Origin of the sequence: Mesorhizobium sp. M0340 (assembly GCF_040321535.1) — a bacterium.
In the GTDB taxonomy this organism is placed as follows: domain Bacteria; phylum Pseudomonadota; class Alphaproteobacteria; order Rhizobiales; family Rhizobiaceae; genus Mesorhizobium.
Genome location: NZ_JAMYRR010000042.1, coordinates 1 through 24,934, shown reverse-complemented (window position 1 = coordinate 24,934; position 24,934 = coordinate 1). Strand labels below are relative to the sequence as shown.

The 24,934-nt window shown below is 59.4% G+C and carries 27 protein-coding genes and 1 pseudogene; 14 read left to right on the top strand and 14 right to left on the bottom strand.

The window, feature by feature from the left end:
• The first annotated feature begins 31 nt into the window (after window positions 1–31).
• The 6 genes from NKI79_RS31455 (at window position 32) to NKI79_RS31430 (ending at window position 4,832) form a co-directional block, all read left to right on the top strand.
• Entirely contained in the window at window positions 32–718 is a 687-nt protein-coding gene (locus NKI79_RS31455; protein ID WP_352807058.1) for a hypothetical protein, read from the top strand.
• A gap of 24 nt (window positions 719–742) precedes the next feature.
• A complete protein-coding gene (locus NKI79_RS31450) occupies window positions 743–1,111 on the top strand; it encodes a hypothetical protein (protein WP_156948351.1) in 369 nt (122 codons plus the stop codon).
• A 15-nt stretch (window positions 1,112–1,126) separates the two neighbouring features.
• Complete coding sequence (locus NKI79_RS31445) at window positions 1,127–1,387, top strand: hypothetical protein (RefSeq protein WP_352622602.1); 261 nt, start codon at window positions 1,127–1,129, stop codon at window positions 1,385–1,387.
• A 15-nt stretch (window positions 1,388–1,402) separates the two neighbouring features.
• The gene (locus tag NKI79_RS31440) at window positions 1,403–1,621 is read left to right on the top strand and encodes an HK97 family phage prohead protease (protein ID WP_084643140.1); all 219 of its coding nucleotides are present in this window, start codon (window positions 1,403–1,405) and stop codon (window positions 1,619–1,621) included.
• Complete coding sequence (locus NKI79_RS31435; protein ID WP_156948355.1) at window positions 1,515–1,790, top strand: hypothetical protein; 276 nt, start codon at window positions 1,515–1,517, stop codon at window positions 1,788–1,790. Before NKI79_RS31440 ends, NKI79_RS31435 begins: the two co-directional genes overlap by 107 nt.
• Window positions 1,791–3,161: 1,371 nt before the next feature.
• Window positions 3,162–4,832: an SGNH/GDSL hydrolase family protein gene (locus NKI79_RS31430; RefSeq protein WP_352807054.1), complete on the top strand. Its 1,671-nt coding sequence runs from the start codon at window positions 3,162–3,164 to the stop codon at window positions 4,830–4,832.
• A 7-nt stretch (window positions 4,833–4,839) separates the two neighbouring features.
• On the opposite strand, the gene NKI79_RS31425 is transcribed toward NKI79_RS31430, so the two are convergent.
• Both NKI79_RS31425 and NKI79_RS31420 read right to left on the bottom strand, forming a co-directional pair.
• Complete coding sequence (locus NKI79_RS31425; protein WP_023722438.1) at window positions 4,840–5,028, bottom strand: hypothetical protein; 189 nt, start codon at window positions 5,026–5,028, stop codon at window positions 4,840–4,842.
• Between the two features lie 179 nt (window positions 5,029–5,207).
• Window positions 5,208–5,489, bottom strand: a complete 282-nt coding sequence (locus NKI79_RS31420; RefSeq protein ID WP_023722439.1) for a hypothetical protein — start codon at window positions 5,487–5,489, stop codon at window positions 5,208–5,210.
• Between the two features lie 313 nt (window positions 5,490–5,802).
• On the opposite strand from NKI79_RS31420, the gene NKI79_RS31415 reads away from it, so the two are divergent.
• Window positions 5,803–6,081: a hypothetical protein gene (locus NKI79_RS31415; protein ID WP_023722441.1), complete on the top strand. Its 279-nt coding sequence runs from the start codon at window positions 5,803–5,805 to the stop codon at window positions 6,079–6,081.
• On the opposite strand, the gene NKI79_RS31410 is transcribed toward NKI79_RS31415, so the two are convergent.
• The 9 genes and pseudogenes from NKI79_RS31410 to NKI79_RS31370 all read right to left on the bottom strand — a co-directional run bounded on the left by NKI79_RS31410 (window position 6,075) and on the right by NKI79_RS31370 (window position 15,304).
• Entirely contained in the window at window positions 6,075–6,590 is a 516-nt protein-coding gene (locus NKI79_RS31410; protein ID WP_245278754.1) for a hypothetical protein, read from the bottom strand. The genes NKI79_RS31415 and NKI79_RS31410 overlap by 7 nt on opposite strands.
• 994 nt (window positions 6,591–7,584) lie before the next feature.
• Window positions 7,585–7,728, bottom strand: a pseudogene (locus NKI79_RS31405) (IS5/IS1182 family transposase); the annotation flags it as partial.
• A 430-nt stretch (window positions 7,729–8,158) separates the two neighbouring features.
• The gene (locus NKI79_RS31400) at window positions 8,159–9,184 is read right to left on the bottom strand and encodes a transketolase family protein (RefSeq protein WP_502909874.1); all 1,026 of its coding nucleotides are present in this window, start codon (window positions 9,182–9,184) and stop codon (window positions 8,159–8,161) included.
• Window positions 9,181–10,020: a transketolase gene (locus NKI79_RS31395; protein ID WP_352453734.1), complete on the bottom strand. Its 840-nt coding sequence runs from the start codon at window positions 10,018–10,020 to the stop codon at window positions 9,181–9,183. The genes NKI79_RS31400 and NKI79_RS31395 overlap by 4 nt, the downstream gene beginning before the upstream one ends.
• Before the next feature lie 19 nt (window positions 10,021–10,039).
• Entirely contained in the window at window positions 10,040–10,792 is a 753-nt protein-coding gene (locus tag NKI79_RS31390; protein ID WP_023722445.1) for an SDR family NAD(P)-dependent oxidoreductase, read from the bottom strand.
• 35 nt (window positions 10,793–10,827) lie between these two features.
• The gene (locus tag NKI79_RS31385; RefSeq protein ID WP_031195132.1) at window positions 10,828–11,721 is read right to left on the bottom strand and encodes an amidohydrolase family protein; all 894 of its coding nucleotides are present in this window, start codon (window positions 11,719–11,721) and stop codon (window positions 10,828–10,830) included.
• Between the two features lie 64 nt (window positions 11,722–11,785).
• Entirely contained in the window at window positions 11,786–12,748 is a 963-nt protein-coding gene (locus NKI79_RS31380) for a substrate-binding domain-containing protein (protein WP_023722447.1), read from the bottom strand.
• 22 nt (window positions 12,749–12,770) lie between these two features.
• Window positions 12,771–13,775: an ABC transporter permease gene (locus NKI79_RS31375; protein WP_023722448.1), complete on the bottom strand. Its 1,005-nt coding sequence runs from the start codon at window positions 13,773–13,775 to the stop codon at window positions 12,771–12,773.
• Entirely contained in the window at window positions 13,772–15,304 is a 1,533-nt protein-coding gene (locus tag NKI79_RS31370) for an ATP-binding cassette domain-containing protein (protein ID WP_051409767.1), read from the bottom strand. The genes NKI79_RS31375 and NKI79_RS31370 overlap by 4 nt, the downstream gene beginning before the upstream one ends.
• A gap of 103 nt (window positions 15,305–15,407) precedes the next feature.
• Here NKI79_RS31370 and NKI79_RS31365 point away from each other — a divergent pair, with 103 nt between their 5' ends.
• Entirely contained in the window at window positions 15,408–16,403 is a 996-nt protein-coding gene (locus NKI79_RS31365; protein ID WP_023722450.1) for a LysR substrate-binding domain-containing protein, read from the top strand.
• 1,393 nt (window positions 16,404–17,796) lie between these two features.
• Here NKI79_RS31365 and NKI79_RS31360 read toward each other — a convergent pair.
• From NKI79_RS31360 to NKI79_RS31350, 3 genes are all read right to left on the bottom strand, one after another.
• Entirely contained in the window at window positions 17,797–18,021 is a 225-nt protein-coding gene (locus NKI79_RS31360) for a hypothetical protein (protein ID WP_023722452.1), read from the bottom strand.
• A 176-nt stretch (window positions 18,022–18,197) separates the two neighbouring features.
• The gene (locus tag NKI79_RS31355) at window positions 18,198–18,713 is read right to left on the bottom strand and encodes a winged helix-turn-helix domain-containing protein (protein ID WP_352622029.1); all 516 of its coding nucleotides are present in this window, start codon (window positions 18,711–18,713) and stop codon (window positions 18,198–18,200) included.
• Complete coding sequence (locus NKI79_RS31350; protein WP_352622027.1) at window positions 18,676–18,915, bottom strand: response regulator; 240 nt, start codon at window positions 18,913–18,915, stop codon at window positions 18,676–18,678. The genes NKI79_RS31355 and NKI79_RS31350 overlap by 38 nt, the downstream gene beginning before the upstream one ends.
• Window positions 18,916–19,409: 494 nt before the next feature.
• Between NKI79_RS31350 and NKI79_RS31345 the strand changes: the two genes are divergently transcribed.
• From NKI79_RS31345 to NKI79_RS31320, 6 genes are all read left to right on the top strand, one after another.
• Window positions 19,410–20,594: a trehalose-6-phosphate synthase gene (locus NKI79_RS31345; protein WP_352807048.1), complete on the top strand. Its 1,185-nt coding sequence runs from the start codon at window positions 19,410–19,412 to the stop codon at window positions 20,592–20,594.
• A 294-nt stretch (window positions 20,595–20,888) separates the two neighbouring features.
• Entirely contained in the window at window positions 20,889–21,584 is a 696-nt protein-coding gene (locus NKI79_RS31340; protein WP_031195139.1) for a helix-turn-helix domain-containing protein, read from the top strand.
• A gap of 139 nt (window positions 21,585–21,723) precedes the next feature.
• The gene (locus tag NKI79_RS31335; protein WP_352622024.1) at window positions 21,724–22,599 is read left to right on the top strand and encodes an Evf family palmitoylated virulence factor; all 876 of its coding nucleotides are present in this window, start codon (window positions 21,724–21,726) and stop codon (window positions 22,597–22,599) included.
• 175 nt (window positions 22,600–22,774) lie between these two features.
• Window positions 22,775–23,389, top strand: coding sequence for a hypothetical protein (locus NKI79_RS31330; protein ID WP_051409769.1), 615 nt, complete (start codon window positions 22,775–22,777; stop codon window positions 23,387–23,389).
• A gap of 160 nt (window positions 23,390–23,549) precedes the next feature.
• Window positions 23,550–24,257, top strand: coding sequence for a DUF1906 domain-containing protein (locus NKI79_RS31325; protein WP_023722459.1), 708 nt, complete (start codon window positions 23,550–23,552; stop codon window positions 24,255–24,257).
• A 259-nt stretch (window positions 24,258–24,516) separates the two neighbouring features.
• Complete coding sequence (locus NKI79_RS31320; RefSeq protein WP_023722460.1) at window positions 24,517–24,867, top strand: recombinase family protein; 351 nt, start codon at window positions 24,517–24,519, stop codon at window positions 24,865–24,867.
• The last annotated feature ends 67 nt before the right edge of the window (window positions 24,868–24,934 follow it).

Here is a 24,934-nt window from a genome sequence, read left to right as displayed (position 1 = left end):
GAATCGGTGATTGCAACGTCACCACCGTGCCATGGCCGCTCGCCCTTCAGAGCAAGCGCCGTTCTCTCTCCAAAACTTTTTGCAGAACCTTCAGGACACTATCTGCGTGCGCTCACCGTCCAGCCTTCAGGGCTGCGACGGTGTTTTTTTTAAACCATCGCAATCACGAATTTCCAAACTCAAGGATCAAATATGCCTACAAGCCGTAGCCGCCATTGTGCGGCGTATCGGCTTCGATGAAGGGCGCGTGGGCGCGGTAGCCCGCATACTCACGGACGCCGCTGTTCTGCCGCCCGGTGCGCCTTGGACATCTCCAGATCTCAGCCCGCAAGACGTGGCGTCACTCATGCTTGGCGCGGCGCTGGACGTGCCTTTGCGTGCTGTTGTTGACGCGGTGCGCGATTACCGCGCCCTGCGCCGTGAAGGCGTTCCTGATGGCGCGCCATTTGCTATCAGTGTTGCCACAACTGGTGAAGAGCTAGACGTCCTGGCCGAGATCGCTGCAACTGGCTCGCCAGAGGCGAAAGCACGGGCAGCAAAGACCATCATCACCGTAGTCAATAGTTGGCCGGAAGTCGTGCCGATCGACCAGATCGACACCCGACGCTTCAGCGCGGGCGCGCCAAGTCACTGGCAGGCCTCTCGCCATCGCAAATCTGTCGAAATCAATGCCGCCGCGCTTGTCGACGTCATCAATGAACTTTTTGGAGACCAGTAAAATGTCAAAAGCTGACCTTTCGTAATGCCCGAATTGACCGATGTCGACCCGGAATTCGCAAAACTCGAACGGCAACTTCAGGACCTAAACTCCCAAAAATGTTTGGCCGATCGCGAGCTTGCGAGCCCGCGTGAAGAACTGGCCGAAGCGCGCGGTCCGTCCATTCCGTCCAGCGTTGCAGCCCTGCTTGGTGATGAACCCGACTCGGCGACGGGAAAACGGCAGCGTGCCGCCGAACTGAGCAAGTTGGTCGGCGATCTTATGGTTGCCATTGACATCATTTCTAAACGTCTGCGGGAGCGTCGCGACATACGGCAGCCGTGCTGCTGTCGCGCGCCGCCGCATTGGAGGCCGCGATGGTGCCGCTTCGCGAGTTGGAACAGTTGCGCATAGATTTGGAAGCTCACGATGCATCAGGTCATTTCAATGGCCGCACGGGAATCTTTCGCATTTTTCCAGCGCGTTCTGCGCGGCTGTGCGCAAGGGAGTGTGAGTATGGAACGGCGAGAATACGAAACCGCCACGGATAAGGGGCGCCCTGGTCAACGTCTGGTGAGACTGCCGGGCGATAAACAGCACACCAAGCGTGGTGACAGCGCAAAGGTCATCGCGCGCCGCATTGCGCTAGACAAAGCGGAGAAGCGCCTGCAGAGGCTGACGAATGGCTGAGTATCGGGCTACGCCATCCAATGGAGCCAACCCGCGACTATCGCGGGTCTCTTCGTTGAACAGTTTGCGCGCGGATCTTTCGACAACTCATTGCTCCACAATCCTGACGTGGCGGCTCTGTGGTCGCATGACAGCAGCCGGCCACTTGGGTGTGTTGGCCGCCGCGACAGCAAATATCGCAGCGGCCGGTCCACCCGCCGAGCAAGTCATATTCTTCCACCATGTAGCTCTTGATCTTCAGCCAACTGCCGTGCCGCCAACCGGCTTCCATGGATGCAGGTCAATTCACGATTTGCTGAAACGCGCTGTTTCCGCCCGGGTGGAGCTAGCCTGTCAGTTTAGTGAAGTCGTGGCGCCGCGCGCCAACATGTGCCAGCAAATTCGTTTCGTTTACGACCCCTGATTGAAAGAGATTCAGCGCGGTCGAGGCCAGAATCTGACCGTCTATCGAAGTGCTGTACCATTTAGCGTCGGCGGTTATCTGGTCGACAACCCGCTGGCAAATCGCCCGATCTTTAGGTTAAGGAACTGACTTTTCGGCGCTCGTAGCATCTCGATGCCTTTAAAGGGGAGTCACTTGTCTCCCAAGCGACACCCATGCGTGGGTCTCCCGAGAATGGATACTAAACGCATCCAGGCCATTCGTTTGAGTGGTACGATGCGGGGCGTTGGCATCGGTGACGTGGTTGCGATCACGGCCGCGGTACGGAGGCGGTCACCGACGACCGTATCAGTGATACAACGCACTTCCTTAGCGGGCGGCCCAGCAGCTTGGGTTAGGGGGGCGGCCGCTGGGCCTGACCAGCGAGCGTTCGGGAATGCTCGACTGGCTGGTTAGTATATTAGATCAAGCTAATGTAATCGAACCATGCGAACGAAGTACGCGCGGCAAGAGGCTGGCACGCTTCACTTACCGCGCGCTCTTGCCTTGGGTTCTGGCGAGCTTTCGGACGGGTTTGCAGCCAATTTTGCAGATCGCCGATCTGTTACCCACAGGGACTTTTTCCTCGCCACCAATTCGTCACGATCGCCCTCAGCGGTCGCTCGGCTATGCATCGCAGCTATGGCGTAGTGGGCTCTGTTGGTTCGATAGTCTTCTTTTTGGACAGTCATCGTTTGCTCCCAGTTTCATAGCCCCTCTTTTTGCCCTTGCGGGGAGATTAACTGCCGGTGCATTACGCGAGTCAATCGATGAAACGACCACTCCGCAGTCGCGAGGGCGGGAAGCAAGCCGACAATTTTAACGTTGGAACGGCTTACAGAGTGCCGGCAACACAGCCGCCCTTTCGTCGGCTGCGTTGATCGCGTCCATGTTGCCCTTCAGCTCGGCTCTTGGCTTCACGTACCTTGATGTCTGTGTTGTCCATCATGCTGCCAACCGGCAAGCCAAGCCAAAACACGCCGTCCACATCATGGCGGGCGGTTCTGTCTTGTATGGCCATTATCGGCGCGAGGTCGGAACTCGTTCGGTAAAGTTCGGCTTCCAACTGGCTGCAGGACTTGCCCGCGTATACGCGGACGAAACCAGCGTGGGCTTGATGTCGGCTGGGCGAGTAGCGCAGCCCGACAAAACGCTGATGGCTACAAACGCACATAACTTGATTCATGCTTCCCCCAAAATGCCCGCGGCTAGCAGGCGCTGAGGGCAGGACGAAGTCTATTTGCCTTGACGGCATGCGGAATATATTCCTATTCTGCGGGATGCCGCACCCTCGCCGACACGAAGCCGTTTCCGAATATCACCTCGCCAAAATTGAACGACAGGCGTGGCGCCTTGTCTCTGTCGGTCGGGGCGACGCTTTTGGACCTCAAAGTGTCCGCTGCCGACCTCGGCCTGCGGGTTGGTGAACCCGTTGAAATCATCGTTGATCTGATCGCCGCACAAAGCCTTCAGATCATCGGCAGCATCGCGGTGGCATCCGGGGTGGCGCACAACGAGAGCAACACGGTCAACCTGGCAGTGGCGGGCGGGCTGGGCTACATGAGCGTTGGGCTGACCGTCACGCCGACCCAGAACGATGTCACGTTTGGCACGAGCCTGCTGGTTCGGCTCAACATCGCTGCCGGCGTCGGTGCGAATGGCCTGTTCGTGCTCGGCTGGGCTGTCCAGAAGGCCAAGTCACGCCTGACCTACATCGGCGGGGCTCTCCAATCTGCGGCCATGGTGGCGGAGGATGCGCACCCGAAGCTTAACATCGACCCGTTCTTCCGCATTGCGGCCAGCGGCGTCACCAACGACTATGCTGGCAACCCCCTGATCGGAGCATCGGCTGGCGGGTTTCCTCCTGTTCTGGTCAACGCGCCGGCAGGCTCGCCCTTCGGCACCAGGCCATCAAGCTGCCGGCCGGCCACGCTGCACGACATCAAGACGCCCGTAGCCGAAGCAGGGTTGACGGTGGGAGAAACTGTCTGGTGTATCTTCGCCTTCATGGCGGGGAGTGCCCAGTCCATCCAGTTCATCCAATACATTCCGGTGTCGTCCGGGGTGACCCAGACCGCTCAGATAACCAAAACGGTCAATGGCCTGACGTATATTTCGCTGCCCATCGTGGTCACCCAGAACGACGTTACCTACGGCCTTAATCACCAGCTCCGCATCCTTCCGACAGGGGCCTTGGCCGCGGATGCCTACCTTCTCGGCTGGGCCATCCAGAAGGCACCGGGCCGGCTGATCGATAACCATGGCCGGTTTGACAAACTGGCCAAGGACGTTGCCTCCGTGCCGGCCTCGCAGTTCGCCGGCAAGATCGGTGCGCACTTCGGCGATAGCATCATCGAAAGTGTCATCTGGCCGGGCATCACGCCGACCGCCAAGATTGCCCAGCGCACCGGCATGACGATCACCAACTGCGGCGGCGGCGGTACCCGCATGGCCAACCATGCTACGAACTATGACAAGTTCTCGTTTTACCGGCTGGCCGATGCCATTGCCTCCGGTGATTTTTCCCAACAGATAGCCGCAGCAACGCTCATCGGAGGCACCTTTCCAGCGATTGCAGCGCGCATGGCATCGGTGGATTACAGCCTGCTGGATTACCTGATCCCCTCGTTCGGCACCAACGACTTCACCGGCGCCGGCCCGACGTGCCCCATCGGCACCAATGCGGACATAACCGGGGCGACCTTCAAGGGAGCCATCAACTACGGCATCCAGACGATCATGACCGCCCGGCCGAACCTGAAGCTCATCTTCACGACGCCGATATGGCGGACGCTGGACAGCACTGCGGGAGGAGCCGGAAGCCAGCTGATCGACTACGCCAACGCCATGCTTGAGGTCTGCGCCCTAAACAGGGTGCCAGTGGTCGATCTGTACCGCCGCTTCATCATCAACCAGTTCAACTACGTTCATTGGATGGGTCCTGGAGACGGAACTCACCCTAACAATCTTGGACAGGACCTGATCGGCGGCATGATGGCGGCGGGGCTGTTCGACAACTTCTAAGTTGCGCCTAGACAATCTCGGCGCGGACGAAATGCCATGACGCCGTGTTAATGATCGTGTCCGGGGTGTAGGGATTGGTGAGTTTCACTAGCGTCCCATCAACTTCCGCGACCGTCCAGACGCCAGTTTCGTCGCTCCAGTCGCCCGGAACCGCTACAATCATGGTGATGCGGTAATCTCTTCCGATTTCGAACATTCGGCCCTCCCCAGTTTTTGGTTCGGGGCAGAATGCGCGCGTGCTTGGGTCGGCGCAAGCGTCACCGACCTCGCAGGCGCGGATGGCGTCGACCAGCGCGACAACCGCGCCACGGGCCAGGTGGATGCCATCCTCGACGTGATCTCGAGCAACCTTTTCACGGCGATGGCAAATCTACCCTAGTGGAAGTCAATCTTTTTCGACGGCTGCGCGGTGTGGCTTTTGAGACTGATGAGCGCAGGCGTGTCGATCTTCGACGCTATCCGCCGGGCCAGTTCCCGCAATTCGAAAAAGCCGTCAATACTCATCAGGCTCAACGGTGTGCCTGACGAAGTATCCCACCGCAAAGGTACTTTGTCTTGCCTGTACGAAGATCCGTTCATCTCGCAAATGGCGTCGTAAATCGCCTGTGCGATCGACATTTCGGCACGGATACGCTCTGCGTCTTTTTGGCTGTTCATAAGAATTTTTCCCCAAACCACGGTCCCCCTTAGCCGCTTTCATTAGGTGTCGCTAGATCACGCGGATGTGACACGTCGGATAAAATCGATTGATATGGCCGAGGGAGCGCACGCGGTTTTCTTTGGTCTTCGCCGTGTTGAGCGCCGTGCAAGACTCGTGCCGCGTCCATCTTGATCGCAGCGTTGAATGGGCACTATTCGCAATGTATATTGCGCGCATGAGCACTGCAGCTGACAACAATTTTTTGCTGCCGCCCCCGGCTCCAGCGTATCTGCCGGCGCGCGTCATCGGCGACCCGAAGAAGGCGGCGTAGTGGTCAGCCCGCTTCCGGATCCCGAGGTCGCGGACGAAGCGCCAAGCGAGCCCTACCTCACCCCATACGACAATAAACGGGTCGCCATGTATATGTGGCTGCTGGACGCCGCCTATGACGACGAGGATTGGCGCGTAGTTGCCAGGACTGTGCTGCATATCGATCCCGAGAAGGAACCGAAGCGGGCGCACCGAGCCTGGGAAACTCATCTCGCCCGCGCCCGGTGGATTCTCAAGGAAGGGTACAAGTTCCTGTTCCCGAGCCCCACGACTCACTGACGAGTCTGTCCGTTAGGGCCGAAATTGGGGCCGCAAGAAGATACCGACAAAAGGTTTAATGAAATCAACGGCATCTGGCGGAGGGAGTAACCGTCCGGCTGTTTTTTCGCGCCGACGTCATGCCTTTTCTTCGCACCGGTTAAAGGTTTTGGTTCCCTGGACCAGGAAACATCGATGGGGCTCGCGGTCACCCAGGTGAACCCACCGCATCCACCATGCGCATCAAGCGCACTGGTCAGTCGACGCGACAATACACGAGACCCGCCGCGCAGTGCCTGCAGTTCTTTGAGACTGGCACTGATGAAGGCAAGTGCCTCGCCGCGGTTGGGAACCGGTCCCTTCTTCATAGCACGAACCCTGCTGCCACGAATTGACCCCAACTTAATTAAACGCGCTCTCATGGCGTGAAAGTGACTGTCAGCATTGGAGGCGCGGAAATTTCTCCCAATGCAGATGCTCAGGACGTCCTTCGCACTGCCGGACGGTGCCTTTTTGAAGCGAAACAACATGGACGAAATCGTGTTTCGTTCGTCTATGAAGCCGCCATGTTGCGGGTCGTGACGCCCTAACCTACCGCTGGCCCAGCCCTGACGCTGGCAGAGTATCGCGAGAATGGGGCCTGCCTTCCAACCGATTGCGGATGCACCAACAACCCGGCCACGTACGACGTTTCACAGCCTGGGGCCTATTTTTCAGGTAACCGGCAATTCGTTGGAGTCCGTTCTCCTAAGTGACGCAAAAAGGCCCGCCCCATTGTGTGGAGCAGGCCCTTTGACTTGCGCGGTACTCAGAACTTTGCCGCTTCGCGAAAGATAATAGCGAATGGTAAACATCGACTGAACGTCCGTGCCGCTTCGGTGGCCTTGGGTTAGGTGGGGCCTGTCCTTGTTGCTTGGCGAGATCGGGGCGGCTGATGCCGGCTCAGTGCGACGCGGATTTCGTGCAAACCCCGACAATGCTGCCCCCGCATCGATCACCGCAAGCAGATTGGCCAGCTAAATGTCATCCACTGCAGGGCAAATTCGTTGCTCGCCGGCCGACAAATGCTGGGAGGCACTGCATGCGCGCGCTCGCGCGGACCTGTGGTGAAAGAATTGGCGCCCGGCCGCGATTGATCAAAGTTGGGCCTGCGGACCGAGTGTCACCGCTTGCGATCGTAACATTGATGCGAGTCCGAATTTACTCTTTGGCTCGCGCCCAAGCTGGACGCTCAAGGATGCCGCGTCTTCGCCGATATCCTGACGCTTCAGCCCGGCGACCGGTGGCGCAGAGAAACCTCACGAACGCGAGCCGGATCGCGAGCCAGATCGAAGATGAGCTTTCCACCCCTGCATGGTACCGGAGTCTGGGCCCGTTGGCGCAGGATGGAAGTCGATCCTGATGTACGATGATACACTTCCCGTGCGTCGAGATGGGCGGACTCGAAATGAGGCCGCAGTTCGTCAACGACACCGTTGTCGCTCGGGATTGCCTGCTCGAACAGCAGATGTCCGTAATCGGCCGTCAGGCTTCGAGCTCCTTCGGCTGACTTTTGAGGGCGGCGATGAGTAGCCCCAAAAGAGCCTTCCGCCACCGGAGCAGGAGCGAGAAGTTGTAGCCGGCGGCGGCCAGGACGGCGTCGCCCTGCTGGCGGGCGAGGTAGTTGCGGCCAGCTTCTTTCGCTTCGCGCCACCAACCCTTCGACCAAACCGGTGCCGTGACACCCGTTCCGAGAACAGGCGAGCCGCGCGCCGGTCTATATGCCGCGAAGGACAGACGAGCCAACATCCCGAAACTTGCTTACGTCGAACTCGCGGGAGACCGGCACCAGGGGGCCTGACACCAAGTCCTCGAATGCCCTCGATGTGTGTTCAAGATCCTAGGAAGTTCTCTCCTTACCACTGGAAGACAGCTCGTCCAGCCGCATCTGAACAGGAGGCCGGTGCTCAATCAGTGCCGCGCAGGATGTGCCCGATTGACAGGCATCAGGGAAGCCCAGGTCCTTAGTCCACAACGCTGTGACGAGCGCGACAACCGCGGCGGGGTTAGCCAGCTCACAGTTCAAGTCGATGGCTCAACTGTTGCATGGGGAGAGCTCTTACTTCTCGCTCCAAGTGCGGACGCGGCGCACGAGCTCGGAAGTTGAGATCCCGTAGCGATCGTGAAGCGTCGGCAGCGCGCCAGCGTCGAGGAACTCGTCCGGCAGGGCGATCTGCCGAAAGACTGGGGCCACTCCCTCCCGCATCAGCAGCGCGGCGACACCTTCGCCCAGCCCACCGATGATGGTGTGGTTCTCGGTCACTATCATTAGCCGTCCCGGACGGCGCGCCGCGGCAAGTATCGTCTCCGTGTCCAGAGGCTTGATCGTCGGAACGTGCAGAACGGCGCAGCCGATCCTGTCGGCTTCAAGCGCCTTCGCCGCCTCCAGCGCGCGCATGGTCATCAGGCCGCTGGAAATGAACAGCACATCCTCACCCTCGCGCAACAGGCGTGCCTTGCCGATTTGGAATGTGTAATCGTACTCGTCGAGCACGACAGGAACCTTACCGCGCGAAAGCCGCATGTAGACCGGCCCGTTGTAGTCCGCGATCGCCTCCGTGGCCTGTTCGATGTCGAGCGCGTCGCAAGGGTCGATGATCGTCAGGTTCGGCATCCCGCGGAAGATCGCGATGTCCTCCGTCGCCTGGTGGCTGGGGCCGTAGCCGGTCGTCAGCCCCGGTAAGGCGCAGACGATCTTCACATTGAGTTTCTCCTCGGCGATCGCCATGCAGATGAAATCGTAGGCACGTCGCGATGCGAAGACGGCATAGGTGGTGGCGAAGGGCGTAAAACCCTCCCGCGCCAAGCCGGCGGCGGCGCTCATCAGCACCTGCTCCGCCATGCCCATCTGATAGAAGCGGTCCGGATGCTCCTGTGCGAAGACATGGAGATCGGTGTATTTCGCGAGGTCCGCCGTCAGGCCAACTATCCCGGGCCGCTGGTGCGCCAGTCTGGCCAGTGTGTGCCCGAACGGCGCATTGCGTGTCGGTACGCCATCGGGCGCGATCGACGCGATCATCGCCGATGTGGTCTTGCGCTCACCGGCATTGGCGGCGTGGCGCGGCGCGAACTTTGACAACCTCAACGCGGACGTCCCTTTTCCAAAGCTTCGAGCGCTAGCGTCCATTCGTGCGGTTCGACGCGGATGAAATGCGTGATGTCGCGGGTTTCCAGGAATGGCACACCCTTGGCCATGCGCGTATCGCAAACGATCACACGCGGACGAGGTTCCTTCAGGCCGCGCGCCATGTCGAAGGCCTTGCGGACCGCCTCGATGTCGTTGCCGTCGACGCGCTGCGCATGCCAGCCGAACGCCTCGAACTTGTCGGTCACCGGTTCGGAGGAGAGCATGGCCGTCGACGGACCATCGGCCTGCTGATTGTTGAAGTCGACAATGGCAATGAGATTGTCGAGCTTGTGGTGGGCGGCCGACATCGCGGCTTCCCAGGTCGAGCCCTCACCGAGCTCGCCGTCGGACAAAAGATTGTAGACGAAACTGTCGCTTCGCTTGCGCGTCAGCCCCATGCACATGCCAACGGCAATGCCAAGGCCGTGACCGAGCGAGCCGCCGGTGATCTCCATGCCGGGCGTGTATGGCGCCATGCCCGACATCGGCATACGGCTTTCATCGCTGCCATAGGTTTCGAGCTCTTCCTCCGGCAGCACGCCCGCTTCGATCAGAGCCGCGTAGAGCGCGATCGCATAGTGTCCGATCGACAGCAGGAAGCGGTCGCGTCCCTCCCACAACGTGTCCTCCGGCCGGTAGCGAAGCGCATGGAAATAGGCGACGGCAAGCACGTCGGCGACACCCAGCGCCTGTCCGACATAACCTTGGCCCTGGACTTGGCCCATTCGCACGGCATGTCGGCGGATACGATAGGCTCGTTCGGCCAGGCTGACATTGCTGCCAGCGCGAGGCATCTCAAGATCCGTTATCCTCTCAGCCATGGATCAGCATCCCACCGTTGACGTCGATCACGGCGCCGGTGATGTAGCTGGCCAGATCGGACGCCAAAAAGAGATAGGCGCCAGCGACGTCGCGCGCATCCCCCAGCCGGCTGAGCGGGATTCCCTTGATGATGTCGGCGCGCATGGCTTCGGTCAGTTTGCCGCCGGTGATGTCGGTCTGGATCAGGCCCGGTGTGACACAGTTGACGCGGATGCCTTCGGGACCGAATTCGCGCGCCATGGCCTTGGCAAGCCCCAGAACACCCGCCTTGGCAGCCGAATAGTGCGGGCCACCGAAGATGCCGCCGCCGCGCTGGGCCGAAACCGACGACATGCAGATGATCGAGCCACCGCCATTTTCGCGCATGTTCGGGATGAATGCCTGGCTGAGATAGAGCACGCCGCGTAGGTTGACATCGAGCATGCGGTCCCAGTCAGCCGGGCCGATATCCAGTGTCTTTGCGGGCTGCGTGATCCCGGCAATGTTGCACAGCACGTCGACCTTGCCGAAGGCTTCGGCCACTTCGGCAGCAGCCCTCTTGCAGGCATCGAGGTCGGCGACGTTACAGGCGAGGCCAATGTGCTCGGGCCCAAGCGACTCGGCGGCGTCACGGGCCTGTTGCTCATCGAGGTCAAGAATAGCAATGCGCGCGCCTTGCTCCGCCATCAGCGTTGCCGTGGAGCGGCCTATCCCCCGAGGGCTCGCGGCCCCTGAAATCACCACGGCCTTGCCCTTCAGCAACATGTCGAACTCTCCTGCTATTTCTCTTTGCCGGTGATCTAAAGTCGGTAGAACCGGGCGGCGTTGTCGTGGAACAACGCAAGCCGCTCCTCATGGGTGTAGCCTCGCGTGATCTCCTTGAAGGCGTTCACGATCGCATCGAAGCTCGAAAACAGCTTGTCGACCGGAAAGTTCGTCGCGAACATGCAGCGGCCGACCCCGAACGCCCCGAACGCTTCCTCGACATAGGGACGGATCGATGCAGCGGTCCATCGCCAGTCGCCCATGCCGAGACCCGAGATCTTGCAGGCGACGTTCGGCGCTTGCGCCAACTGATGCATGCCTTTTCTCCAAGCATCGAAATGCTCAGGGCCATCGACCTGCATGCCGGTGTGATTGAGAATGATCTGGACGTCGGGGAAGTCCAGCGCGAGCTCGAGAAACTCGCCCATCTGCGGATAGTAGAGCTGCAAGTCGAAGCTCAACCGGCGCTTCGCCAGTTCCCGGAAGCCACGTCGCCATTCGGGTGTCCGGCTGACCTCCGGACGCGACTGATAGGTCTTGGCGGGGTCAGGATGGTAATTCATCGACTGCCGTATACCGCGGAAGTTCGGATATTCCATGTGGCGGTCGAGGAGGTCGCCGACATCGGGTATGGACAGGTCGGCATAGCCGACGATGCCGTGGGGGAAGCCCCGCTTGTTGGCGATCTCCTGCAGCCAGCGCGTCTCCCCAACCGGATCGCTGGGATCGAACCCTACGTCCAAGTGCACCGATTTCACCAGGGTCTGGTTCCTGGCGTCTTCCAGGTAGTCGTCGAGAAGGTAGCTTTTGCGGATCGCCTCGTAGTCACCGAAAGCCGACGGCTTAACCCCGTCGGTCAGCCACGGATAATAATTGGTCTCCAGATCCCACAAATGATGGTGCGGATCGATGAACGGCAGCTCGGCCACGGTCGGGATTCCTTGCTCGAGGTCTGGACCCGCCGGCCAAGCCGGCGGGTCCATTGGGTGGCGGTCAGTTGCTCGGCGGAAAGACGCGGGCGATGACCCTCTTGGCCTCAGGACTCTCGACCTTGTCGGCGGTCACAAGAGGCATGACCAAGGCCAGGTCCTGGGTCACCGGTGCGCCCGTCAGTGCGTTGTAGACCTGCTGGGTTCCGTCGATGCCCTGTCCCACCGCCTCCTGGAAGAAGATGCCCTGGATCGCTCCCTTCTTCAGCAGCGCGATCGTGGTCGGCGAGCCGTCGGCCACGGTGATGCCGATCTTGCCGGTGAGGCCCCGGGTCTCGACCACCTTGGCGGCGCCGGTGCCGGCTTCGTCATACATGCCGTAGATGGCCTTGATGTCGGGATTGGCGGTCAAGAGGTCGTTTGCCTGGGTGACGGCCTCGTTGATCGTCAGACCCCGCGTTTCCAGCATCTGGACGAGGTCGCAGCCGTCGGCGGCAAACGCCTCCTTGGCGCCCTTGAGGTATTTCTGTGCATTCTCCCGGTCCTGCGGCAGCGACAGCATGCCAACCTTGTTGCCGCCACGCTCCTTGGCAAGCTCGCAGGTGAATTTCCCCTGCGCCTTGCCGGTCTCATAGTTGTTCGCGGTGACCGAGGACGTATAGTTGGTGAGGCCCGGCTGCGGCCCGATGCCGGCGAAGGCGATCGGCACTTTCTGCTTCGCCAGATAGTCGAGCAGCGGCGGTGTCGAGGTCGAGCTGACGGGGCCGATCACGATGGCCGCGACGCCTTTGGTCACGGCGATCCGAGCATTGTCCATCTGCTTGGCGGGTGAGTTTTCTGAGGTGTACTCGACATAATCCATGCCGAGTTCGTTGGCCTTCTCCTTGACGCCGTAGCCGACCCATTGCCAGTAGGAGATGTCCAGCGATGGGGCGATGTAGGCGACGGTCTTCTTGTCCTGCGCGTATGATGCGCTGGACAAGGCGGCCGCCGCCAATGCTGCAAGCAGGATTGTCTTCATTTTCATCTTGGTTCCTCCCGTTGATGATCTAGATGCGGTTCTTGTTGCTGAAGCGGTCGATCAAAACCGCGAGCAGGATTGCAGCGCCGGTGACTGAGCCTTGCCAGAAGCTGTTCACGCCAATGAGGTTCACGCCGTTCTGGATGCAGGTGATCATCAGCGCGCCCAGCACGGCGCCGATCGCGCTGCCCGTCCCGCCAAAGAGGCTGGCGCCGCCGATGACCACGGCGGCAATCGCCTGCAGCATCAGGCTCGCCCCTGCCGTAGCTTCGGCGTTGAGGATGTAGCTGACGGTCAGCAGTCCCGCGAAAGAGGCAAGCAGCCCTGAAGCGACATAGGCCGCGAACTTGATGCGCAGAACCGGAATGCCGAGCAGCCGGGCAGCAATTGCCGATGAGCCGACGGCATAGAACCAGCGTCCAAGGACGACCTTGCGCAAGGCGTATTCCAGCAGGACCATCAGGAAGATGCAGAATAGAAGATGGTTGGGCATGCCGGGAACGATCTCGCCGGAATTCAGGAGCCAGAAATCCGGGGCGCCCATCGGCATCGAACGCCCATTGGTGACGATGAAGGCAAGGCTGCCCGCCACCGCGTAGGTAATGAGCGTGACGACGAAAGGCGCAAGCCCGACAACCGTGACCAGAAGGCCATTGATCGAGCCGAACACAAGGCCGACCGCCAGGCCGGCAGCACTCGCGGTCAGTCCGTCAGCGCCACTGGCCATCGCCAACGCGGTCACCATTCCGGTCAGGGAAAAGACTGAACCGACCGAAAGATCGATTCCGCCGGTGATGACGACCAGCAAAACACCGAGCGACATGATTATGAGAGGCGCGGCGGCCTGGATGATGTTTTGCACATTGCCCATGCTGAGTGCTGCGGGCACGAACATGCCGACGGCCAGCAGCAGGACGACGATCGCAGCGGCAATCGCGGCTTCGGTGCGGTAGGACAAAAGAACCACTGGGACGCGCGACGTGGTGGTCCGGAGTTTTTTCGTGGTGGTGGTGGTGTCGGTTGCGTCGGTCATGCCGCCATCCCCGTCAGTTCGGCGAGCCCCTCTTCGGTAAAGTGCTCTTCAGGCAGGAATCCCTTTGGCCGCCCATCGGTGTCAAAGGCGAAAATGGCGTCGCAAAGCTCGAGCATTTCGACGTTCTCGGTCGACCACCAGATGATGATCGCGCCAGCGTCGGCCATCTCCCGGATCAAACCGTAAATGTCGTGCTTGGTGCCGATGTCGACGCCACGCGTCGGCTCTTCCAGCACCACCATCCGGAGCGGCAGCCCAAGCCACCGTGCGACGAGAAGCTTCTGCTGGTTGCCGCCCGACAACGAGGCCGGCAGGTCCCAGATCGAGCTGGCTTTCAACTTCAGCGCTGAAACGAGATCGTGACATTCCTGACGCTCGGCTGCGGCCACGATCCGCCGCCTTTCGCGAACCCTGCGTGCTGCAAGCACGTTATCGACGATGGGCAGCTGCGAAAGAATCCCTTTGGTTGCGCGGTCGCCCGAAACAAAGCCGATACCGGCCCGCGCCGCGGCCGCTGGGGACGAGAAGCCGTTCCCAAAACCCTCGCCGGAAAGGTGCCAGCCAGCTCCGGGCCCGGCACCCACAAGCGGAGCAATGAGCCCGGTCGGGCCCGCCGGTGCGCCGGCCAGTCCCAAAATGGTCCCGGACGAAATCGCGATCCTGACGTCATCCGGGCCCAGCAGCTCGATCGGTGCGTTCTGTCGGAGGCCCTTTTGCGGTTTGCGGTGGGTTGCTGGACGCTGCGCGTGTTGGCCCATCTGCTGGATGATGTCCGCGTCGCTGAGCGATGCAAGCGGCGTGGCATTTGCGATCGTGACGCCATCGCGCAAGATCGTGCAGACATCGCAGAGCGCCCGAATTTCCCGCATCCGGTGAGAAACAAAGACGATACCAATGCCTTCTTCTCGCACCAGCCGCTTTAGCACCGAGAAGAGTTTGGCCGTCTCGCCGGCAGTGAGATTGGCCGTGGACTCGTCGAGAAGCAGCACTTCGGCTCCGGTGGAAAGGGCACGAGCGATCTCGACGATCTGGCCTTCGTGGAGGGACAATTTGCGTGCCGGCAGCTCGATGATCTCTTCGCCGATCGCTGGGTCAATCAGCCGGAGCGCTCCGAGCGCGGTTTCGCGCATGCGGCGACGGCTGATCTGCGACCAGCCCGACCTCGCATGCACAATGCCGATGTTTTCCGCGACCGACAGCTCGGGCAATAGCGCCAGCTCCTGATGCACCACCGCGATGATCGGGCTGGTGTGGCCGGCCTTCGACGAGGCGAAGCTAATATCGCCGGCATCGCGTGAGATCAGCCCGGTGATGATGCGGATCAGGGTGCTTTTGCCGGCGCCGTTGCCGCCCAGGAGCGCGTGGATTTCGCCAGGCCGGACCTGAAAACTCACGCCCCGAAGGACCCGTGTTGCGCCGTAGTTCTTCTTGACGTTGGAAGCCTCGATCAGGGGCTTCCTGGTCGATGCCTGTCCAACTGCCGGCACATTGCCGGCACTACCCAAGCTTTGGGTTGAACCCGGTTCCATCCTGCATCTCCTCCCGAGACCACAGGATGATGCGACCGATTGACATTCGGCTCAATTCTCGTTTCTTAATATTCTGTGTAGCTGAGCTTAACTGACGAGGACGATGTCAGACATCAAGTTCAATTCGATGACGCATTTCGAGGCGGTCGCGCGGCTCGGCGGCGTGGCAAAGGCCGCGCAGGAATTGCAGGTGACACCTTCGGCGGTCAGCCAGCAGCTGCGGCTGCTCGAACACCAACTCGGGGTCCGGCTTTTTCAGCGCGAAAAGCGCCATCTCTCGCTCACGATCGACGGTGAGCGGCTCTTCCAGACCACCACCCAGGCTTTCGAATCCATACGCGAGGTGCGTAATGCCATTGTGCGGCAGCGCGAAAGCTTCCAGCTTAGCCTGCGCGTCAGTCCTTCCTTCGGCGAGAAATGGCTGGCTCCGCGGTTGGCCGAGTTCAGCAAGGGCTATCCGAGCTGGAATTTGCGCGTCGACGCCACGCCCAATTTCTCGGATTTCGAAACGGAGGTCATCGATCTCGATCTTCGTTATGGCGACGGCGGCTGGGCCGGCCTTTATTCGGATTGCGTCGTCAACGATCTGATCCTGCCGATGTGCTCGCCTTCCTATCTTGCCGAACTGCGCGCGATCTCACCGGATCCGCGCGAGCAGCTTCGCCATGCGCGGTTGATCGACAGTGTGAAGGCCTATTTCCGGTGGGATTATTGGCTGCCGTGCAACGGTATCCAGGGCGCCCGCATGACGTATCCCTATCGTTTCGACCGTTCGTCAATGTCGGTTCAACTGGCGAAGGACGGTGCAGGTGTGGTCCTGGAAAGCACATCCATCGCATTCGAGGACCTGGTGTCGGGTTCTCTGGTTCCGGTCTCGATAGAGTTCGAGGTCATCGAGTTTCCGGGATACTGGCTGGTCTGTCCTTCGCGGCATATGAACCGGCGCGCGGTTCGCCTGTTTTCGGACTGGGTGTCACGCGTGGGTAAGCGCGACACCGATCTGGCTCGCCGGTTTCTGGCGGATAAGCAACTGCGCATATCGTTCGAACGACGGCCTCATTTCGGGGCACGGGATGACAAAGCGGCGCCAATGGCGTGAACAGTTCGGCGTTCAAGACATGGCAAGACGAAGATTGACAGCACGTTGCGGTTGAGGAGCTGGCAAAACGCAGGCTGTGTGCAAGCGAAGGCGGGTTGGCCGCGCTTTTCCAGCGACCTTCCTCTTTTCCAACCCGACAACGACTGACTTACCTGTTTTCTGACGCAGCCGGAGACGGAGGCACTCAGTTCATACAGCCGTAAATTACCGGCGTCATCGTCCGTGCAACGCTACAGGGAATGCTCGACAGCATTGTAATGCCATTCCGCCGACGCGGCCATGGCTTCAATGAACGCGAGTTTGACGGTAGCGACTAAGCAACCGAACCGTGGCGCCAATGACCTTCTGAGCTTCCTCCCATTTCGGAAGATCTCGTTCCCCAACACGCGTGGCGATCGCGGCCAGTATCCAACCTACGCAGCTGATGTCTTCGGCAGCCTTCAGTTTCTCATGCTGCAGGATGCAAGCTTCAATGCCCGGTCGGGGCGGAGACCCGGGCGTAGTACGCTCAGCGATTAGCTGCAGACCGGCGTCGTAGGCGGCGCAAATTTTAATTCTATCGCCCCTTTCCGATTTCATCACCACATTCGCCCAAAGGGCCAACTCAGTTAAAAGATCGGTTACTTCATCTCTCATTAAAAACTGCCGCTGTTTTCTTCATGAAACGAAATTCCACGATCCAGATAGCGCGTGGCCCGGACAATGAGCGAGGTATTTTCGGGGTTTGTTGTTATCGAGCGAACCACTCCTTCTAAGCTTGCCGAGAATGTTAGTCAAAACGCTCAGTTTGCTCGGCAGGATCGCCGTCTAGACACAGCGGGCAAACATACGCATGCGGTTTCGTTACCACCAAGACCACCGATGGCTTGTGGCAGCGATCACAGGCAAAATCCCGGTGTGCAGTAGGCCAAACGTCATTTTCTATCTTTAGAGCACGGAGCCCCATCGTTTGGCAGCCGTCATCTTGCTGCCAGCCGGCGGAGGGCGCTGGGCTGGCACAGTGGTCTCGGGTTTAATGCGGAGGTATGGGAAAGAGAGGCTCTCCCGGCTCACTGCGCCAGCAATGGTATCGGCACTCACAGGGGCGTCCCAGGTTGATTGGTGGCCCGTAGCGAGAAGACTCGATCGGGCGAGTTTGGCTGATTACTCGCATTCTGACCGCCGAATTCAAGAATAGTGTTGCCCTTGAGATAACTCTTCGCGCTTGAGTTGCACGTATGCAACAGTCACTACCGACCTGCGAGGAGCGGAAAATCCCGAAACCTTGTCGGCGCCGCGAGAGGCCCCTTATTTGAAATCGCGTCTTGGCTTGCGACCTGGATGCCTCGCGCGAATATGCCGGTCTGATGGTACAGGCGAAGGCGACTGGTAAAGCGATCGGCAAGGCCGAAGGTTACGTCGCCGCCACAGCCGCTGCTCGCGAGTTCTTGTTCGTGGGCACGATCGGCATCGGGCGGGCCAGACCAAGATCGGCATGGCCAATCTCGCCTACAATCTCACCCGCCCGTATGGCACCAGGGGCGAACTGCGCCCGCATGACGACGAAGGCGGCGCAAACCGCCACCGCGATGCCAAAATCGGCAATCTCAACAACCAACTCCGAAGCGATCGCCGTCATCAGTCCACGCAGAAATCAGCGCGGCCCTACCGGTCCGCGAAACGCCGGTAGTACGAGGTGCCCAGGTGACTGGAGGCCATTCCTAAGAAGGCAAAGCCTGACCCTATTCGTGATATTCTGAAGCGCCTGCAGTGGTGCTGGGTCACGTTCGCTTCCCGCGCGATCTTGGCCGTCCATCAACCACGGCGCGTCCTTAGTTCCTCAATATTCACGACACTGTCGAAAATATACCCCGCGCCGCGCTCGGTGCGGATATACTGCGGGCGCGGCGCCTTATCCTGCCCCAACTTACGGCGAAGGCGGACGATAAGAACATCGATGCTGCGGTAGTAGACCTCCTGATCATAGACACGGGTCGCCATCAGAAGCTGCTCACGTGAAAGGACCCGACCTGGGTTCTTGAGAAAGGCCATCAGGAGGTTGAACTCGCCGGCGGTGAGCTTGACGTCAGGATCCGTTCCCCGGCGCAAGCTCCGACGCTTGGTGCTAACTCGCCAGTCATCGAAACGGTAGATGGTGTTTCGGTCACGCTCCGGCCGCTGGCGCATAGCGGCGCGCACGCGGGCGCGGAACTCCGTAAGCCCGAAGGGCATAGTAATGTAGTCGCGAGCGCCGGTTTCGAGGCCAATCACCTTGTCGGCCTCATCTACGAAGTCACCGCTGATGATGATGATCGGAAGATCCCTTGGCACCAAAATCTCGAACGAACTGCAAACCGTCCTCTCGGCCGTAGCTCAGGTCGACAATTGCTAGATCAATCGCTTCAGAAGCCATATTGCTGGCGGCCTGCTGGCGGTTTTCGACCGCTCTGATGTTAAACTCATGCTTAGACAAGAAGCCCATAAGCGGTTCTCTCGTCAACGCGTCCTGACCGACGATGAGAATGTTCTTCATGGTCACTTCCTATTGACTGCAGCTTGGGCTGCCGGGGACGGTAGTCAAATTAGTGACGCTCAGCAGGTGGGACAATCTTCATCAGGCGTATTGCGGAATAGCGCAGACAAATAGGTCCTATGCGGAGTTCCTGCTGCGCAACAGTGCCCCCAAAGCCTGCTAGTTTTTGATGGATTGTCCGTCCTCTGCGACCACTCGTTCGGCAGACCGGGTTTATCCCCGCTGAGATTCGTATCGCTCCGGTCCTCTGGCACCATCACTGGAGCGCTTTTGCACCCAACTTCCTCTCCCGGCGGCTCCAATTCAGTTCAGCTTTGTTTCAATTTAAATCGCTGAAAAGTTGACATTCGTATGGATTCGTCGAGATTTATTGATCAGACGCAGAACTCGCCTTGATGTTAATTCCACTGTCTACAGGAAACTCCTGATGCCCAACCTTTTATCTAATTCCAATCTCCTTTCTAGACCCATGCTATCCTTTCTTTTGAACTTGCATGTCTTATTGTGCAGATCGCTCAGGGGGCGGAGCTTTCATGAACGGCGGGATGTCCGAGAGCAGGAGAGTGGAGATGAGTAGACTGGTCGTAGTCTCAAACAGGGTTTCGCTGCCCGACGAGCATGGTTCCCCGCCGCCAGGCGGGATGGCGATTGCGCTGAGCGCTGCGCTCCGGCGAAGGCACGGCCTATGGATGGGCTGGTCGGGGAAGGTGAAAGCCGGGGAGGACCCGTCAGGGCCGATCTCACGCCGGGAGGCCGGCGGGATCAATTATGCGCTTACCGATCTCTCGCAGACAGATTTGGACGACTATTACTACGGCTTTGCCAACCGGGTTCTTTGGCCGGTTTTCCACTGCCGAGTCGACCTCGCCGAGTATTCCGAAGCACGAATGTCCGGATATCAGCGCGTCAACCGACTGTTTGCAAAGCTGTTGCAGCCGCTCATCAGCGACGACGACGTCATATGGGTGCACGACTATCACCTGATCCCGCTTGCGAAAGAACTGCGGAACCTCGGCTGCGGCAATAAGATCGGCTTCTTCCTGCACATTCCGTGGCCGGCGGCGGACATCCTCTTCACCGTACCGCACTATGATGATTTGCTACGCGGGCTTTCGTGCTATGACCTCGTCGGCTTTCCGCTTCTCTCCGGCGCGATGCGGCGGCTTGAGCTAGGCGAGATCGATTTGGCTATAGGGCAGATTAGCGCCTCGCCGCCCGGATACTTGAGGCGCAGCCTCTACTCCGACCGGTTTGCCTGCCTGCTGCGCCACGACCATCCAGCCCTGGCGCGGGAATGGACAATCGAGAGCTTCGCGGCCTTGCGCCACGCAGCCATTGCCTTGGACTCCAAAGACGGCTTCGGCCGGGTGCATGACGAACTGGTCAAGTTAGATCTCCAGGGTCGCGATCCGGTGTTGGTTTCCAACATCTTGACGGCCGCGTTGGCGATCGCGGCGACCGATCTGCTGTTGATTGTACCACGCCGCGTCGCGACCAGGATCGCCGCCTTGCTGCCGCTAGCGATTATGGATCCGCCTGTGCAATTGACACCCTATGAAGTCGCGCTGATTTGGCACGAGCGTTCCCATCGCGACCCGGAGCATCGTTGGCTGCCACGAGATCGCCGTCGCCGCGGCGGCGGGAACAGAGCAAAATATCCCAACTGGGAAGGCAAGTGACTGATGAGTCGCCTAGGCAAGAAACGTGATCCGAATCCGGGGCTATCGTCAGGATATGACGGAAAAAGTTTATTGCCCTGCTCGCCCGTTGGGAGGGGAAGCTGGCTCTGCTGTGCCAGCGCATTGAAACCGTGCCGGTTTCGACAATTTGAAGCGAGGCAACAGGGCCAGACGAGAAGGTATCATACGCCCAGCCATCTATATACAGGCCAAAAACCGCCTCTCTTCGACCGCCATTCGGCCGCGCCAAGCCTTCCACAGGCCAGCTTCCCATGGTGTCTGTGAGGTGCCTGCATGCTGGCAGCATATCTTGGCTCGGACCCCGAAGCATGCAAGTCCTTGGCACTAATCGCGAGTTCTCTGAGGCAGATCGATATCCTTGATCACCGTTTATTGCGGGCAGGGCGCTCCGCGCAGATCGTCATCGTCGATTGTCGCGAACCGATTCACGACAAGCACGGGCGTGCGAAGCTCTCGCCCGAACCTGTCAAACTGGCTCTGGTTCTGGAAGAGAGCCTGGATCGACAAGCGGTCTTCTCCAACGGGTATTCCGATTACCTGTTGTGGCCGCTCACCGAGCAGGAAGTTCTGCGCAGACTTACCGCCTGCATCGTTCAGTTCGCGCAGCGTTCTACCCCGCCTTTCTTCTCAGCCGATCCGATCGTTCAGAATTCATGCAGTCTGCTGGCGCAGCGGGTCGATCAGCAGATCACCCTCGTCGAATTGGCGCGAATGGTGGGGACCAACAGGACAACGCTCACCACCCGCTTCGAGACATCGTTTGGCTGCGGGCCAATGACTTGGCTACGGCGCTACCGGATGACGGAGGCTGCTGACCGGTTGCGTAACGGGCATGAAAGCATCGGCAAGGTCGCCGAATCCTTCAGCTACGAGAACAGCAACAACTTCTCCACAGCCTTCAAGGCGTTTCATGGCCTCTCGCCACTGCGCTATCGCAAAATGATACGGCGCAGAGAAAAGCCTGCCTAACGCAAAGGTGGGGGCCGGAGCGAATTGGTATAAGGCGACGCGGGCACGCAAAGATCATCTCATCTCCGAGGCGTTTCCGCGCTTTGGGCACCTTAAGCTCTCGCACCAACGCTCATGTCTCACAGCAGGAGGATAAAGCATGTCGAACGCATTTTCAGTGAATGTTCAAGAGCATGAACAGCGCTATTCCAAAGAACACTATGAGGCGGCGTCCGCATTTTTCTACGCCAAGCCCCTTGTTTTGGCCCAGTTAGATGCTGCGCCCCCCAGTGACGACACGATCGCCAACGCTCAAGGGACAGTGCAGTTTCACCTCATCGGCCAAAAAACCGAAGATCCGACGTACAGCGGCACCCTCAATGAGAATCAGGACAATCTACTGGCAATAGGAGGAATTATTAACGACTACATGCATACCCATTATGCGAACATCGATGCACAGAAGCTTGATATCAACACATGGACCGATGTTGTTGGCAACATTCCAGATCTCTCTATGGGCGGGCAAACACTGAAGAGTTTTTCAAAAAAGGTGGCCGGGACGTCGGTCTCAGCTACTTTCCTCTCGCTGATTGCCAAGGCGATCATTACCGACGGGGCATCGTTGCTGCTGGATTTCCAGTCCTTCCTTACAGAAATGGGGAATCTCACCTTCAGTGCAAACGGCAAGGCGCAGCGATACAAGGCGCTGACATGCACCTATCAGAGCTACCTTCTCGATAATGGGGCAGGCGGATATTACGACTACGGAGCAATCGTTCTGCGGCAGATCGAGTTCAAAGAGCACTTCCTCGAGCTGAAATCCTCTTGTTCGTCGACCCACTACGTCCGCGTCGACATGGACTATGCCGAGGTCACCAATCTCGTTCAGACCCGTCGGATCCGCAAAGGCGGCCCCGATCACGAAAACTTCCAGGAGCTTGTGAATAAGAACTCCACCGACCAGTTCAAGAAGGCCAAGAACTTTTTCAACGGTGGCTCGACGCCGCAACAAGACATCAAGCCGCAGGTCTGATCGTCAGGCCTTTGATCGCGAAAGCAGCGCACCTAACCAATAGCGTGGATTTGGGCGAACGTCGCCCGCATCATGGATGCGATAGAGCGGTCCGGTAAGCCCTTGCGAACTACCGATGCTCTATCGCGCCCCCGGTGCCGGCGAACTCCGGTCCCGCTTCCATAGGGAAGCAGACATGAACCCATTCGCAAAAACAGCTGCGGGCCTTTTCCTGGTGATCGGCCCGCAGAGCAGCCAACCGCTCGAGGCGGAGAGGATTTGCTCTGCCATGGTCCAGAAACTATTCGAAGACCAAACCCGGGCTCTGGATTCTCGAGCATGGCAGAATGCCGCGCAAATGGTACCGAACCAGGTGGAAACCGCCACGACTTCAAGAACGCTAAACCGCACGATGGACGTGGCGGAATTGCCCAGTGCCTTTGCGTCAATTTGCGCGAATGCTGCCGACGGCAATGAAGCTGGCGTCGGTCTGGCAAAGGCAATCCGTAGCTATCTGAGCAAACACGGCGAACCGACGGCGTTCAATTGCCTCGTCCTAGATCAATCCGACTCCGCGGAATCCCGTCTATCTTTAACCTGCCTTGCCGTGGTCGAAGTTGGAAGCGCTGACAGTCTCGCCATCACCTCGATATTGCGCTCCGCATCGCTGAACCTGTCAAACAAGCAAACGCAATCCACTATCGCGCAGGTTTTCGGCCGTTTCAGCTCGCCGAGCGACTCACCGTACTACCTGCGCTTGTTCTCCAGCCGGCGGTCACACAGTCAGAGACGTAGCGACATTCTGCAGTAGACCCAAGGGCAAACAGAGGAATAGCTGATTGCGTCTGCGCCGCGTTGGTGGCTGCGGGAAATGACATCAAAAGGCTGCGCGAAGAAATAGCGTGGGAGGGCGAGGTGACCGTATAAACTGCGCATTTTCCATATAATTTCGGCCTTCGGGGAGACGGACTATGCACGATATTATCGACGTCCCGCAGAACGTCGGCGATTTTGCTGTGTGCTTGGCAGAATCTGGCGTCAATACAGTAATCCGGTACTACAACCATCGGAATAGTACACCATTTCCCTCAAAATGTCTGACAGGGGAGGAACTCGCCGCCCTTCATGGTGCTGGAATATCGGTAGCTGTGGCCTTCGAGCAGCGGGGTGGCGCGGGCGGCAATATCAGAGACTTGCATGGTGCGGCTGGAGAGCGAGACTCCGGTCGTGCGCTTGATCTGGCCGCCGCGTTGGGACAGCCCGAAGGCTCCGGAATCTATTTTGCAGTCGATTGGGACTACCACACACCACAGCATCTTGCAGGGGTAGCACCCTACTTCAGGAGTGTGCGGAATGCGTTGGCTGGCCGTTATCTCGTTGGCGTTTACGGATCGGGCACGGTCGGACACCACATGAAGCGCCAGGGGCTGGTGGACCATATATGGCTCTCTGGCTCGTTGGGATGGTCCGGAACGAGACAAGCGCTCAAGCAGGGGGATTGGTCGCTTTTCCAAAAGTTTATGGAAAAGCGTTCCGAGATCGGGGGCTTCGGATACGATGGAAATGTCGTCAATCCGGCCCTTGAAAACTTTGGTCAATTTGGGCCGGCAGGTACTCTCCCCTCTCGCGACGCGAACGAACGTCTGCGTTGTTCAAAGTTGCTGCGCGAGGAGCGCTAAATCTTCGCTCCCGGCCGGCCAAGAGCTTTCGCATGGTCGATTCCTCACGAACGGTACAAGGCGCGCCCACGCCTTGTCAGGCTGCACCGGAAGCTTCTCCCGCTGCGTCTTCGTCATCGATATCCCGGCATCGTTCATCCCTTCACAAACCGCTTGCCTTACGGCGCCATAATGAAAGAGGATTATGAAAGGCTCCGCACCTGTATTCTCGTGGACACCCTCGGCCTTCCATAAACGACCGTTTGCGAAAGGAACCAGAGTGCTGATCGGCTACGCCCGCGTGAGCAGAGGCGACGACCAGTCGAACACGGCGCAGGCCAGGGCGCTCGCCGATGCCGGGTGCAAGCGTATCCTCAAGGAGGAGGCCTCCGGCGGTCGCTGGGAGCGGCCGGAATTGCACAGGATGCTTGATCATTTGAGGGAGAGCGACACTGTCGTCGTCTGGAAGCTCGACCGTCTGTCTCGCTCACTCAAGGACGTTCTCACGATCATGGAGCGGATCGAAGCCACCAGCGCCGGTTTCCGCTCGCTGACAGAAGCGATCGACACGACGACAAGCCGGCCAGTGCCGGAACCGAGCGGCGCCGATCGTGCTGGTGAAGCGCCGTGACAGCTGCGGCGTTGCGGCGGGCGTGGCGCCGCAGCACGAGCGGCTCGGTTTCATGCTGCCCTACACG

What these genes read in the sequence shown, in the direction of transcription:
- NKI79_RS31455 (WP_352807058.1), top strand. Translation starts at nt 32, where the DNA reads ATGGCCGCTCGCCCTTCAGAGCAAGCGCCGTTCTCTCTCCAAAACTTT.
- NKI79_RS31450 (WP_156948351.1), top strand. Translation starts at nt 743, where the DNA reads ATGCCCGAATTGACCGATGTCGACCCGGAATTCGCAAAACTCGAACGG.
- NKI79_RS31445 (WP_352622602.1), top strand. Translation starts at nt 1,127, where the DNA reads ATGCATCAGGTCATTTCAATGGCCGCACGGGAATCTTTCGCATTTTTC.
- NKI79_RS31435 (WP_156948355.1), top strand. Translation starts at nt 1,515, where the DNA reads ATGACAGCAGCCGGCCACTTGGGTGTGTTGGCCGCCGCGACAGCAAAT.
- NKI79_RS31425 (WP_023722438.1), bottom strand. Translation starts at nt 5,028, where the DNA reads ATGTTCGAAATCGGAAGAGATTACCGCATCACCATGATTGTAGCGGTT.
- NKI79_RS31420 (WP_023722439.1), bottom strand. Translation starts at nt 5,489, where the DNA reads ATGAACAGCCAAAAAGACGCAGAGCGTATCCGTGCCGAAATGTCGATC.
- NKI79_RS31410 (WP_245278754.1), bottom strand. Translation starts at nt 6,590, where the DNA reads ATGTTGTTTCGCTTCAAAAAGGCACCGTCCGGCAGTGCGAAGGACGTC.
- NKI79_RS31395 (WP_352453734.1), bottom strand. Translation starts at nt 10,020, where the DNA reads ATGCCTCGCGCTGGCAGCAATGTCAGCCTGGCCGAACGAGCCTATCGT.
- NKI79_RS31390 (WP_023722445.1), bottom strand. Translation starts at nt 10,792, where the DNA reads ATGTTGCTGAAGGGCAAGGCCGTGGTGATTTCAGGGGCCGCGAGCCCT.
- NKI79_RS31380 (WP_023722447.1), bottom strand. Translation starts at nt 12,748, where the DNA reads ATGAAAATGAAGACAATCCTGCTTGCAGCATTGGCGGCGGCCGCCTTG.
- NKI79_RS31375 (WP_023722448.1), bottom strand. Translation starts at nt 13,775, where the DNA reads ATGACCGACGCAACCGACACCACCACCACCACGAAAAAACTCCGGACC.
- NKI79_RS31370 (WP_051409767.1), bottom strand. Translation starts at nt 15,304, where the DNA reads ATGGAACCGGGTTCAACCCAAAGCTTGGGTAGTGCCGGCAATGTGCCG.
- NKI79_RS31365 (WP_023722450.1), top strand. Translation starts at nt 15,408, where the DNA reads ATGTCAGACATCAAGTTCAATTCGATGACGCATTTCGAGGCGGTCGCG.
- NKI79_RS31360 (WP_023722452.1), bottom strand. Translation starts at nt 18,021, where the DNA reads ATGACGGCGATCGCTTCGGAGTTGGTTGTTGAGATTGCCGATTTTGGC.
- NKI79_RS31350 (WP_352622027.1), bottom strand. Translation starts at nt 18,915, where the DNA reads ATGAAGAACATTCTCATCGTCGGTCAGGACGCGTTGACGAGAGAACCG.
- NKI79_RS31345 (WP_352807048.1), top strand. Translation starts at nt 19,410, where the DNA reads ATGTCTTATTGTGCAGATCGCTCAGGGGGCGGAGCTTTCATGAACGGC.
- NKI79_RS31340 (WP_031195139.1), top strand. Translation starts at nt 20,889, where the DNA reads ATGCTGGCAGCATATCTTGGCTCGGACCCCGAAGCATGCAAGTCCTTG.
- NKI79_RS31335 (WP_352622024.1), top strand. Translation starts at nt 21,724, where the DNA reads ATGTCGAACGCATTTTCAGTGAATGTTCAAGAGCATGAACAGCGCTAT.
- NKI79_RS31330 (WP_051409769.1), top strand. Translation starts at nt 22,775, where the DNA reads ATGAACCCATTCGCAAAAACAGCTGCGGGCCTTTTCCTGGTGATCGGC.
- NKI79_RS31325 (WP_023722459.1), top strand. Translation starts at nt 23,550, where the DNA reads ATGCACGATATTATCGACGTCCCGCAGAACGTCGGCGATTTTGCTGTG.